Genomic DNA, 11,020 nt, shown 5'->3' with positions numbered 1-11,020 from the left:
CCCGCCCTCGGCCCCCACCAGCACCTCGCGGCCCGCAACCGACTCCACGCGGAAGGCGTGCTCGTCCAGCACCGGCGACAGGCTCCATCCGGTGTTGCGAAGGAAGACCACGTAGCGCGCGCCCCGGACGAAGCGGGGCACATGGCTCACCACGAGCTGCCGTCCATCCGGCAGCACCCCTCCGGCCTGCTTGAGGCGCAGCTCCCGCGGAGCCGCGCCCAGGTGCGCCCGCACGTTCCCCAGCGTCACCACCGTCCACGGGCCCGTGCGCGGCGAATACTCACTGCGCACGTCCGTGACTTCACCCTCCACCACGGAGGCTGTCTGATCGAACAGGCTGAGAAGACTGTCCACCGCGCGCGGCGGCCGGAGTGATGCTTCCGCGGCCAGGGGACTCTCCTGCCGCGCGGGAGCGTCGTCCCCACTGGCTGCGCTGCACCCCGTGAGACCCATGAGGAGCAGTGCGCACGCCCCCCTTCCGAACGTCGTCCATGGTCTGCCCACGCGCATCACGTCCGCTCCCTTCGTGTCGTCAGTGGATGAGATAGAAGGCGTCCTGGCGCGGCACGAAGAACCGCCAGCCTTCGTCCGTCAGGTACGCCGGATCTTCCTGCATCACCGCCACCTGCTGCCCACCCCACTCTGGCACGGGCGTGACGGTGTTGAGCTCGACGGCGAGGTACGAGCCCTTGCGCAACAGTCTGGGTGCCTCGGAGCGCGATGCCGCACGGAAGTCGATGGACGCGCCCAGCGCGTGTCCCTGCGCGCCCAGCGGATGGCTGTAGACCTTGGCCTCGATGCCCCGCTCCTTCATCTCCGCCATCGTCGCGTCGTAGACATCCGCCGACGAGCGCCCCGGTCGCGACGCGCGCAGCATCAGCGCGTCCTGCAGCGTCCGCGTGTTCTCCAGCGCGCGCTTCAGCCCCTCCGGCGCGTCCGTCTCCCCGTCCTTCAGCACGTACGCCATCTTCTGCCAGTCCGTGCTCAGCCCCAGCGCCGAGACGCCGAAGTCCACGTGCAGCAGGTCGCCGCGCTGGATGACCACCGCCTCGTCCGCCACCGCCAGGAAGCCCCGGGAGAAGCCGTCCTTCATGCCCTGCCGCTGCACGCGCAGGTCCGGCTGGAACCACGTGCCCACGCGCGCGTCGAACAGCGCGTCGTAGAGCCAACGGCGCACGTCCCCCACCGTCGTCTTGCCGGGCACCACCACCTCGTTGGAGAGCGCCCGCTTCACCAGCGACTCCGTCAGCACCACCAGGTCGCGATAGGGCGTGAACTCGCCGGGCAGCCGCGTGTCCAGGTACTCCTCGATGAGCGGCGCCGCGCTCACGAAGCGTGCTTCCGCGGACGGGCCCAGCGCCTCCACCAGCCACTTGTAGGTGTCATGCGTCAGGCTGCGCGTCACGCCCCGCCGCCCGTCCATGGCCAGCGCGATGGTGCGCGGGTGGTAGCGCGCGTCCAGGTCCGCGAGCGCCTCCGTCTGCTTGCGCTCCACCGGGGGCGCCTCGAAGAAGCGCGACACCGCCTCCGTGGCGTAGCCCGTCAACGCGACCTTCTGGAGCCCCGCGTCGCCCGCGTCCACGAAGACGAACACGTCGCGGTTGCCCGCGTACGGCAGCGGCGGCGCGACCCAGGCCGTCAGCGGATCATCGTGGAACTCCTCGTTGACCACGACCCACATGGCCACGCCGTGCCGGCGCATCATCTCCAGCAGCAGCCCGTGCCGCTCCTTCAGCCAGGACTCGCGCAGGGCCCGCTCCTGGGACGGCGGCGGCACGGGTGACGGGGTGGGAGCGCTCACGGGGACGGTGGCACACGCCACCAGACAGCCCAGGCTCAGGGCGGGTAGGACTGCGCGCCAACGGTTCATGTCGGGAACTCCGGGTCGGGAAGGAGGCGGAGCAGCCTAGCGCGCCCCAGAAAAACCGAAGCCCCCCGCTCCCGGAACCCTTGGGATCCGGGAACGGAGGGCCTGGGGCGCATTCCCACCTGCTCACCCGCTCGGATGTCCTCGCCCCCACACGCTTCCGGATCCCGTCCCCCCCGGTTCGGGACACCTGGAACCCGCCAGGCCTCACGGCCAGCGAATCCACTGGAAGCGGCGGCCCTCCCCCGAAGGCCGCGTGGAGCGCGGACATCCAACCGCGCGCGCCGTTACCTCAGTAGCTGGCGACCCAATCCAGGTCGCTTTCCTCGAAATCGAAGAGCGATTCCTCGCCTTCGTGCCGGGAGTCCTCTTCCCCGTCCCCCTCCTGCTCCTCGACCCGGTACCCCCTCGGCTCCCGGGCTTCGTCCTCCGGCCGCACACCCGCGCCCCCGTTGGAACCGGGCGCCCACAGCTCGCCGTCCCCCTGGCTCCACGCATCGATGCGGTACATCGCGTCCCCCCGGTGCGGTGTCTTGCCGTCCACCCCGCCGCCGCCGCCACGCCGCGCCTCGATAATTAGACGCCGACCGCCAGAATCCTTGGGTCGCCCCTAATCATTTCAAGAAGGCGCCCCCCTGCCGGAGCGCCAGGGCCCGGATTCCGGCCTCTTCGCTCCACCCCGGTTCCCCCCGACGGGCCACGGCCTCGAAGGCCTCCGCCGCCTGGAGCGGAAGTCCCATGGCGCGAAGCACCAGCGCCCGGTTCCACAGGGCCTGGGGATGGTCCGGTGCTTGACGCAACACGCCTTCGAGCAGCCCCAGGGCGCCCCGCGAATCCCCCGCCGCCATCGCCACCACGGCCCGGTCGCTGTCCCGGTCCAGCGAGGGGGCGCTGCGAGACAGGAAGTCCGACGCCTGACGCAATTCGCCACGCACCAGGTAGGCCGCCGCGATGCCGTGCAGGTCCCCCCGCTCCTCCAGTGCCGCCAGGGTCCGCAGGGGCACCGGCGGTTCGGTCGCGAGCGCCACTCCGCCCCCCGCCCCTGTCCGGACGGGAACGTAGGGGAGGTAGCGGTCCGCGGCCGGGTACGCGATGCGCGCCTCCAGCTCCCTCGCGGACGCATCCGCCCGCCACGCGTCCTTCGGCCGGAAGCCGTCCCCCGTCATGACCGCGGTAAGCGCACCCAGTCCCATGGCCAGCACCGCCCCCATCGCATGCCGCCATCTGCCGCGCGGCAACGCGAAGCGGAACGGACCTCGGAGGGGAGCAGGTGGTGGTGGCGCGTCGTTGTGGGCCACCGCGCCACACAGGGCCTGGACGCTGAGCATCTCCAACTGCATCGCATCATGCAGCCCGCTGGCGCACGCGCGGCAGAGGGCCAGATGGAGCCGGAAGTGCTCCTCGTCCCCCGATTCCAGCTCCCCATCCAGGAACCGGTAGAGCTTCTTGCACCAGAGATCCATCACGCGTCAGGGCCTGGAGTCGCGAGGCCGCCTCCCGTCCCTTGCGAAACGCGAGCGGAAGCAATCCTTGGTGGATTCCGCTAACAGCGTTCGCCGCTGGCTCCCCCGCCTGCCCCCCAGGGAGGAGCAGGCGGCGAGTGCCCGCGTCTTCAGCGGCGCGTGCGGGGGCGCAGCAGCGTCGCACCGGAGCGGCTGGTGCGCGGGCACGGGAGGCGCGGCGCGCTGACGGCCTCCACCGCCTCCGTCGTCGCGAACCAGGGGCAGCAGTTGGCGCACCCCGGGCAGCGGCGGCGGAAGCGGCGGGCGCCCTGGTGCCAGGCCCGGCCTTCGCGCTCCGGGGGCGGGGGCGTGGCGAGCACGTCCCCGGGCCAGTTCTCCGGCACGTCGTCCCAGTCGGCCCCGGGCACCGTCTCGCGGGCCTGGCGGGCGGACACCCAGCGCTCGCTCTCCGCGGGGTCCTCCAGCGCGAGCCTCGCGAGCATCTCCAGTTGCAGCAGGTCGTGGAAGCGGCGGGCGCAGACGTCGCAGGTGGCCAGGTGGCCTCGGACGCGGCGCTGGTCCTCGGCGGACAGGCTCCCGTCCAGGAAGGGCTGGAGGTCCTCACACGCGGTGCTCATCGTTCCCTCTCCTGGCGGCGGCGTTCCGCGGTGTCGTGGAGCATGGCCTTGAGGCGGCGGCGGGCGTGGAAGAGCCACGTGCCCACCGTTCCCGCGCTGGGGGTGTTCATCCGCCGGGCGATCTCCGCATGGCGCAGGCCCCGCGCATGCAGTTCGAACGCCTGGCGCAGCTTCTCGTTGAGCCGCGCCACGGCCTGGCGCAGCTCGTCCTCCGTGACGCACTCCCACTGCTCGGGCTCCGGCGCGTCCTCCGGGTCCTCGAAGAGCATGTGGACGTTGTGCAGGTCCACCCGGCGGTCCGTCTCCGCGCCCTGGCGGCGGCACTGGTCCAGGAACCGGTTGTGCAGCACGCGCACCAGCCACGCGCGGCGCGCGGGCTCCGGCCAACGCTTGAGCCGCTCCCACTGCAGGAGCGCGCGCAAGAGCACGTCCTGCACCAGGTCGTCGCAATCACTGGCACTCTTGCCGCAGACATTGCGCGCGATGGCGACCAGCACCGGCTGATGGCGGATCGCGAACGCGGCGAATTCCCCTCCAGAGCCCTCCCGGACTGGCGGCTCCTCCCTCCCTGGCACCATGCGACCGCCTCCCTTCCCTCCAGAGAACGCCGAGGGCCGGATTCTTTTTTTCTCACGGATGCGACAAACGCTGTCGCGCTTCTTCCCGAGTCACGGCGGCCAGTACGGCTGAAACACTTCAAGCAGACGCCAATTCCTTGCATGGAATAGACAGACATCCAGGCACTCCCCGGTTCAATGTCTCTCCATGGGTGTGACTTGCCTCCGGGTGGCGCGTGCCGGACCCGGCGTGAAAAACGGGGTGAAATAGGGGCGTCCAGCATGCCCCAGCGGCTTTCTGGGGGCTGGAGCGTTTTCGTGGACGCGGATCCGCGGTGGGCGCGGGGGGCGGTGGCATCTCCTGGTGCGTCAGGCGGGGGGGACGTGTCCCGCCGCGTCGTGTTCCGGGCCTGGGGGAGGCCCCCTGGGGGCACGGGGAAGCGTCCTCGGGCGCAACTCCCCCCTTGCGTGCCTGGGGAGTCCTTTGGTCCTCTTGGGCCACCGCCGTATGCCCATGGAAACCGCCGCCGACAGCCGAGAGTACCGCGTGGTCTTCTTCTGCCCCGCGTCGAACGCCCGGCTCGAGCGGCTGGAGGTCCCGGTGCGCCGGCTGCTGTCGCGCATCCAGGCGCCGCCGGCGGAGCTGGCCCCGCTGAGTGAGGCCGGAGCGCTCACGGAGGCCGGGTGGCAGGTCTACCTGGTGCGTTCGCTGACGGAGCGCAGCGCGGCGCAGGCCATGGCGGCCTACGTCAGCGAGGCCACCTGTGCACTGGCCGCGGAGGTGGACGCGGAGGTGCTGGGGCTCTACGTGGACGTGTCCGGGGACTCCGCGCGCATCTGCCGCTGCGGCCCGGAGGACGGGCCGGAGACCTTCGCCGGGCGGAGGCAGGCCGCGCTCACCCGCACGTCCGAGTGGCTGGAGGTCGCCCCCGCGAGCCTGTCCGCCCTCTTCCAGTTGGATCCGCCGGACGCCGAATACGAGCCTGACGCGGACGACCGCTTCGTCGAGGAGAAGCTGCGTGAGGCGCGAGCCCTGATGGAGCGCTACCGCACCGCGGCGAAATGAGGTCGAGCACCCCGGAGGACCTGTCGGGCCGCTGTGAGCGGTGCTACCTGCCCACGGCCCTGTGCCTGTGCGCGGACGTGCCCGTCATCCCCACGCGCACGGAGCTGCTGATCATCCGGCACAACAAGGAGTCGCAGAAGAGCACCAACACGGCGCGCATCGCCGCGCTCGCCCTGCCCCGCTGCCACATCGTGTCCTATGGAGCGCCCGGAGCGCCCTTCGACGCGTCGGTGCTGGACACGCCGGACACGTGGCTCCTGTTCCCGGACGCACCGGAGGCGGAGGGTCCTCCGCCGAAGCGGCTCGTGGTCATCGATGGGAGTTGGGCGCAGGCACGACGCATGGTGCAGCGCGTCCCCGCCCTGCGCAGGCTGCCGGGCATGAGGTTGCCGCCGCCCGCGCCGGACACGCGCCGCCTGCGCAAGCCGCCGCACCCGGACGGGATGTCCACGCTGGAGGCCATGGCCGGCGCGCTCGCGCGGCTGGAGGGCGAGGAGCTCGCGAAACCGCTGCTCACCCTGCACGAGCTGATGATTGAGCGCGTGCTCGCGAGCCGCGGTCGGCTGGGCTGGGAGAACTACCTCTAGCGACCTACTGCAGGACCTTCTGCATCTCCGCCGCGAAGGGCACGGGCTCCAGGAAGCCCGTCACGCGCGGCTGCGTCAGCACGGTGCCGTCCGGGTTCACGAAGGCCACCGTGGGCAGGCCCTCCACGCCCAGTTGCTCCATCAGCGCATCCAGGCGGTCCTCGCTGTTGGTCGCGTCGATCTTGATGGTGAGGAAGCGGCTGCCCTCGGCCTGGGTGATGACCTCCGAGGACGGATACGTCAGCCGGTCCAGTTCCTTGCAGGCCGCGCACCAGTCCGCGAAGAAGTCGATGAGCACCGGACGGCCTTCCTTCTTCGCCGCCGCGAGCACCTGCTCGAACTGGCTGGCGTCGAACGTCGCCTTCTTCGCCGGCATCACGTGGTGCCACTGCCACGACGGCGCCACCGGGCGCTCCTGGAGTCCCATGCGCACCCACAGCTCACCCGTGGGCCGCGCGTCCAGCGCGCCGCCTCGCAACACCAGCGCCCCCACCACCAGCGCCACGCCCAGCGCCTTGAAGCCGAAGTCGCGCGCGCCCTCCTTGAACGAACGGTGCACCGCGCCCACCCCCACGCCCACCACCACCAGCACCGCGGCCAGCACCGCGCCGGGCACCTGGCCCACCTCGGCGCCCAGCGCCTTCACGGTGTCGCGCGCCCAGGGGAAGGCGTCCTTCACGTACGAGAACGCGAGCGCCACCAGCATGATGCCCAGCACGCTCTTCACCCACTCCATCCACACGCCACCGCGCGGCAGGCGCACGGTGAAGACGCCGATGAGGAAGAACGGCACGCCGATGCCCAGCGCGTAGATGAACAGCAGCGTCGCGCCCAGCGTCGTGTTGGCGGACTTCGCCACGAAGGCCAGCAGGCCCGTGAGCACCGGCCCCGTGCACGGCGCCGCCAGGAACCCGGACACGCTGCCCATCACGAACGCGCCCGCGATGCCCGCGCCGCCCACGTTGCTCAGCTTCGTCTGCATGGACGACGGCAGCGCCAGCTCGAACGCGCCGAACATCGACGAGGCCAAGAGCAGCAGGAACAGCGCCAGCCCCAGCACCACCACGGGACTGCCCAGCATGGAGCCGAAGGCCTGGCCCGTCTTCGCCGCCAGCACGCCCAGCGCGCTGAACACCACGCCCATGCCCACGATGTACGACGTGGTCAGCGCCAGCGAGCGGCCCCGCGCCTCCGCCTTCCTCGCGCCGAACACCGACACGGTGATGGGGATGAGCGGGTACACGCACGGCGTCAGCGCGGTGAGCAGGCCGCCGGCGAACACCACCAGCGCGCCCCAGGCGAGGTTCCCGGACTCCAGGAACCGGGCCGCGTCCAGCCCGGCGCTCGGCCCCGTGGGAAACAGCCACGGCACCACCGCCACCGCCACTCCCGCCACCACCGCCGCCAGCGTCAGCTTCTTCGTGTCCATGCGTGCCTTACGCCTCCGCGCGTCCGGACCTTCGGAGGCTCCCTTCTATATGCGGAGGCCGGGGACGCGGCTACCCCGCCGGCATCTCCGCGGGGGCGGCAGGCACCTTCAGCCCCGCGGAGCGCGCCAGCCCCATCACACCCTCCACGGCGGCGGCGATGTAGCCAAAGGGGTTCGCTCCATCCACCGCCGTCACGTGCACCTCGCCCATCCGCTGCTGGAAGGCCGCCGCCACCTGGGGCAGCTGCTGCGCCAACGTCAACTGGATGACCTCTGGACTCACCGAGTTCTCGATGTCACGCAGCGTCTTCGCGCGCTCCAGCTCCAGCCCCTGCTGCGCGCGGGTGCGCCGCAGCTCCAGCTCCGCGATGCCGGCCTCCGCCTCCGCGATGGACTGCTTCGCCAGCAGCACCTGGAGCCGGGCGGACAGCTGCTCGGCCTCCTGCCGGGCCACGGCGAGCTGGACTTCGTGACGCGCGGCCTCCGCCTCCTGCTGGCGGCGCATCCGCTCCAACTCCACCTGGGCCTTGGCGGCCTCCGCCTCCTGCTCCCAGCGCAGCTCCTCCAGTTCACCCTGCGCGCGGTTGTACGCGAGCTGCCGTTCGCTGGTGAGCCGCGCCTCCTCCAGGCGCGCGTCCGTGGCCAACGACTCCAGCCGGGCCTGCTCCTTCAGCGCCTCCGTGCGCGTGCGGACCTCCTCCTGCGCGGTCAGCTTCGCGAGCGCCACTTCGCGATCCACGGAGGTGCGCTCCTGCTGCTGCTGACGCGCCTGCTCCATCTTCGCCTGGGCCAGCCGCGCTTCCTGCGCGAGCTGCTCCATCTGCGCCTGCTCCTCCGTGGCCTGGGTGCGCTGGCGGACCTCCTCGCGCGCGGCGAGCTTCTGGAGGTTGAGCACGCGCTCGGCCTCCGTCTCCTCGCGCCGCACGAAGCGCTCCTTGGCCAGCTCCGCCTCGCGCGCCTGCCGCTCCTGCTCCCGGCGGAAGCGGGCCTGCATGTGTTCGAAGACGGAGGAGGACAGGACGCGCACGTCCTGGATTTCAATCGTGTCCAGCAGCACGCCCCAGCCCACGTCGGTGCGGTCCTCCAGCCGGCCCCGTCCGGAGAGCACGGGGGCAATCTCGCGCATCAGCTCCGCCGCGATGCCCTCCTTGCGCCGGGTGAGGCACTCCTCCACGGTGAGGTTCGCCACCAGCCGGCGCGCCGCGCCCACGAACATCTCCCCGAGCAGCTCCGCCAGCTTCTCCTGCGCGCGCTCCGGGTAGCTGAAGTTGAGCATCCGGAAGGCCACCAGCGGATCCGCGATGCGGTACACCGCCAGGCCCGTCACCGCCACGCCCACCTTCTCGCTCGTCACCTGATCCGCGGTGAACTGGAACCGCTGGATGCTGGTGGGCACGATGGCCACCGAGTCCCCCGGCAGCTTGAAGCAGCTGGCGCCCTGGCCGCTCACCTCGCGCACGCGCCCCCGGCGCATGTGGATGAGGAACTCGCTGGGCCGCGCGGTGATGAGCCCCCACTTCTTCACCTTGTCGGGGTCCTCCGCTGGCTTGCCCGCCCGCCAGCCGTCCACGTAGCGGGAGCGATCCAACCCTCCCTCCAGGCGGACCAGCGACGGCCGCCCCGTCCCGTCCTGCTGCGTGTCCTGGGCGTTGCTCCGGGCCTGCGTCTTCGCGTTGGCGCTCATGTCTGGCACCCTCCGCGCTGGCTCCAGTGCAGGCGCCCGGCCATGCCCCGGGGTGCCACGAAACGGGCACTTATGGGCGCGCGAAGCACCGTTTCGGATCACCCCGCTCCAACCCGGCGCGGCCGGAGTGCTCCATTCCGGAGGAGCGTTGAACCCGGCCGGCGCATCCCACGACCCGGTGCGTCGCGGACAGAGGCCCTGGACCCCATGTTCCCTTGACCCGAGGGGGGTCGATTTTATAATTGACCAGTCCGGTCCACATTCGTGTGGGCCCATGTAGACCCTGCCGCTGCGCGCGGACCCACCGCGTCGCCGGGGAGCGGAGGGGTGTTCCACCCTCCTGCGTCACTTCTTCCTGAGGACTTCATGCTGAGCCTGCCCATCTACATGGACAACCACGCGACCACCCCGCTCGATCCGCGGGTGCTGGAAGTGATGTTGCCCTACCTCCGCGAGGACTTCGGCAACGCGGCCAGCCGCAATCACGCGTTCGGCTGGAAGGCCGAGGCCGCGGTAGAGAAGGCGCGCCGGCAGGTGGCGGACCTCATTGGCGCGTCGGAGAAGGAGATCGTCTTCACCTCCGGCGCCACCGAGTCCGACAACCTGGCCATCAAGGGCGTCATCGAGTTCTACAAGTCCAAGGGCGACCACATCATCACCCTGAAGACGGAGCACAAGGCCGTCCTGGACACCTGCAAGCGCCTGGAGCGCGTGCGCCAGGAGCGCCTGGACGAGCTCAAGCTGCTGCGCCTGGGCCAGCTGGCCGAGCGCGACGTCACGCCGGAAGAGGTCCCGGAGCTGGCCGCGAAGCTCAACCTGGACGCGGACGACACGTACAAGAAGTGGGCGGAGATGCCCACGGGTGGCGCGCGCGTCACCTACCTGGACGTGGAGAAGGACGGCCGCGTGAGCCTGGAGAAGCTGGCCGCGGCGATGACGCCCAAGACGGTGCTCGTCTCTATCATGTTCGCCAACAACGAGATCGGCGTGGTCCAGCCGGTGGCGGAGATTGGCAAGCTGTGCCGTGAGAAGGGCGTCCTCTTCCACTGCGACGCGGTGCAGGGCGTGGGCAAGGTGCCTTTCGACGTGGAGAAGATGAACGTCGACCTGGCCTCCATCAGCGCGCACAAGATGTACGGCCCCAAGGGCGTGGGCGCCCTCTACGTGCGCCGCAAGCCGCGCGTGCGCATCGCGCCCATGGTGGACGGCGGCGGTCACGAGCGCGGCATGCGCAGCGGCACGTTGAACGTGGCGTCCATCGTCGGCTTCGGCGCGGCGGCGGAAGTGGCGAGGCAGGACCTGCCGGAAGAAGCGGCGCGCCTGTTCCGCCTGCGTGAGCGGCTGCGCACCGGCATCATGGAGCAGCTGGACATGGTAACGGTGAACGGCAGCATGGAGCACCGCATGCCGGGAAGCCTCAACATCTCCTTCTCCTACGTGGAGGGCGAGGCCCTGATGATGTCCATCAAGGACGTCGCGGTGTCGTCCGGCTCCGCGTGCACGTCCGCGTCGCTGGAGCCCTCCTACGTGCTGCGCGCCCTGGGGGTCGAAGAGGACATGGCGCACAGCTCCATCCGCTTCGGCCTGGGCCGCTTCAACACGGAGGAGGAGGTCGACTTCGTCATCCGCCTCGTGGTGGACAAAGTCCGCAAGTTGCGAGACATGAGCCCCTTGTACGAGATGGCCAAGGAAGGCATCGACCTCAAGAGCATCGAGTGGACCGCCCACTAGGCGCTCCCCTCCCCTCAAG

Annotated in this window: 11 protein-coding genes; 3 read left to right on the top strand and 8 right to left on the bottom strand. The window is 70.8% G+C overall.

Annotation, left to right across the window (positions count from 1 at the left end; translation table 11 throughout):
- From D7Y15_RS39420 to D7Y15_RS39395, 6 genes are all read right to left on the bottom strand, one after another.
- Positions 1 to 354, bottom strand: a 354-nt coding sequence (locus tag D7Y15_RS39420; RefSeq protein ID WP_233605261.1) for a hypothetical protein, incomplete at its 3' end; no start/stop codon positions are given.
- A 178-nt stretch (positions 355 to 532) separates the two neighbouring features.
- The gene (locus D7Y15_RS39415; protein WP_121755778.1) at positions 533 to 1,870 is read right to left on the bottom strand and encodes a M24 family metallopeptidase; all 1,338 of its coding nucleotides are present in this window, start codon (positions 1,868 to 1,870) and stop codon (positions 533 to 535) included.
- 289 nt (positions 1,871 to 2,159) lie between these two features.
- Positions 2,160 to 2,411, bottom strand: a complete 252-nt coding sequence (locus D7Y15_RS39410; protein ID WP_121755777.1) for a hypothetical protein — start codon at positions 2,409 to 2,411, stop codon at positions 2,160 to 2,162.
- Between the two features lie 70 nt (positions 2,412 to 2,481).
- A complete protein-coding gene (locus tag D7Y15_RS39405) occupies positions 2,482 to 3,330 on the bottom strand; it encodes a zf-HC2 domain-containing protein (protein ID WP_121755776.1) in 849 nt (282 codons plus the stop codon).
- A 149-nt stretch (positions 3,331 to 3,479) separates the two neighbouring features.
- Complete coding sequence (locus D7Y15_RS39400; RefSeq protein WP_120581683.1) at positions 3,480 to 3,947, bottom strand: anti-sigma factor; 468 nt, start codon at positions 3,945 to 3,947, stop codon at positions 3,480 to 3,482.
- Positions 3,944 to 4,525 (bottom strand): RNA polymerase sigma factor, encoded by a 582-nt coding sequence (locus tag D7Y15_RS39395; RefSeq protein WP_120564062.1) that lies wholly within the window; start codon positions 4,523 to 4,525, stop codon positions 3,944 to 3,946. Before D7Y15_RS39395 ends, D7Y15_RS39400 begins: the two co-directional genes overlap by 4 nt.
- A gap of 493 nt (positions 4,526 to 5,018) precedes the next feature.
- Here D7Y15_RS39395 and D7Y15_RS39390 point away from each other — a divergent pair, with 493 nt between their 5' ends.
- Together D7Y15_RS39390 and D7Y15_RS39385 are read left to right on the top strand one after the other, a co-directional pair.
- Positions 5,019 to 5,570: a hypothetical protein gene (locus D7Y15_RS39390; protein WP_014395291.1), complete on the top strand. Its 552-nt coding sequence runs from the start codon at positions 5,019 to 5,021 to the stop codon at positions 5,568 to 5,570.
- Entirely contained in the window at positions 5,567 to 6,157 is a 591-nt protein-coding gene (locus D7Y15_RS39385; protein WP_120564061.1) for a tRNA-uridine aminocarboxypropyltransferase, read from the top strand. The genes D7Y15_RS39390 and D7Y15_RS39385 overlap by 4 nt, the downstream gene beginning before the upstream one ends.
- A gap of 4 nt (positions 6,158 to 6,161) precedes the next feature.
- Here D7Y15_RS39385 and D7Y15_RS39380 read toward each other — a convergent pair whose 3' ends face one another.
- Both D7Y15_RS39380 and D7Y15_RS39375 read right to left on the bottom strand, forming a co-directional pair.
- Positions 6,162 to 7,586, bottom strand: a complete 1,425-nt coding sequence (locus D7Y15_RS39380) for a protein-disulfide reductase DsbD (protein WP_121755775.1) — start codon at positions 7,584 to 7,586, stop codon at positions 6,162 to 6,164.
- A gap of 70 nt (positions 7,587 to 7,656) precedes the next feature.
- Positions 7,657 to 9,270, bottom strand: a complete 1,614-nt coding sequence (locus tag D7Y15_RS39375; RefSeq protein ID WP_121755774.1) for an SPFH domain-containing protein — start codon at positions 9,268 to 9,270, stop codon at positions 7,657 to 7,659.
- A gap of 369 nt (positions 9,271 to 9,639) precedes the next feature.
- Here D7Y15_RS39375 and D7Y15_RS39370 point away from each other — a divergent pair, with 369 nt between their 5' ends.
- Positions 9,640 to 11,001 carry an IscS subfamily cysteine desulfurase gene (locus D7Y15_RS39370; RefSeq protein WP_233596782.1) on the top strand — a complete coding sequence of 454 codons (1,362 nt, stop codon included), beginning with the start codon at positions 9,640 to 9,642 and terminating at the stop codon, positions 10,999 to 11,001.
- Positions 11,002 to 11,020: the final 19 nt, after the last annotated feature.

It is taken from the genome of Corallococcus sp. AB030 (genome assembly GCF_003668965.1).
GTDB classification, from domain to species: Bacteria; Myxococcota; Myxococcia; order Myxococcales; family Myxococcaceae; genus Corallococcus; species Corallococcus exiguus.
Note: the sequence above shows the minus strand (reverse complement) of the source record. Positions and strands in the feature narration are given on the sequence as shown.

Bases quoted from the DNA above. Each gene is read 5' to 3' on its own strand.
- D7Y15_RS39415 (WP_121755778.1), bottom strand. From the start codon at position 1,870: ATGAACCGTTGGCGCGCAGTCCTACCCGCCCTGAGCCTGGGCTGTCTG.
- D7Y15_RS39390 (WP_014395291.1), top strand. From the start codon at position 5,019: ATGGAAACCGCCGCCGACAGCCGAGAGTACCGCGTGGTCTTCTTCTGC.
- D7Y15_RS39400 (WP_120581683.1), bottom strand. From the start codon at position 3,947: ATGAGCACCGCGTGTGAGGACCTCCAGCCCTTCCTGGACGGGAGCCTG.
- D7Y15_RS39380 (WP_121755775.1), bottom strand. From the start codon at position 7,586: ATGGACACGAAGAAGCTGACGCTGGCGGCGGTGGTGGCGGGAGTGGCG.
- D7Y15_RS39395 (WP_120564062.1), bottom strand. From the start codon at position 4,525: ATGGTGCCAGGGAGGGAGGAGCCGCCAGTCCGGGAGGGCTCTGGAGGG.
- D7Y15_RS39405 (WP_121755776.1), bottom strand. From the start codon at position 3,330: ATGGATCTCTGGTGCAAGAAGCTCTACCGGTTCCTGGATGGGGAGCTG.
- D7Y15_RS39385 (WP_120564061.1), top strand. From the start codon at position 5,567: ATGAGGTCGAGCACCCCGGAGGACCTGTCGGGCCGCTGTGAGCGGTGC.
- D7Y15_RS39375 (WP_121755774.1), bottom strand. From the start codon at position 9,270: ATGAGCGCCAACGCGAAGACGCAGGCCCGGAGCAACGCCCAGGACACG.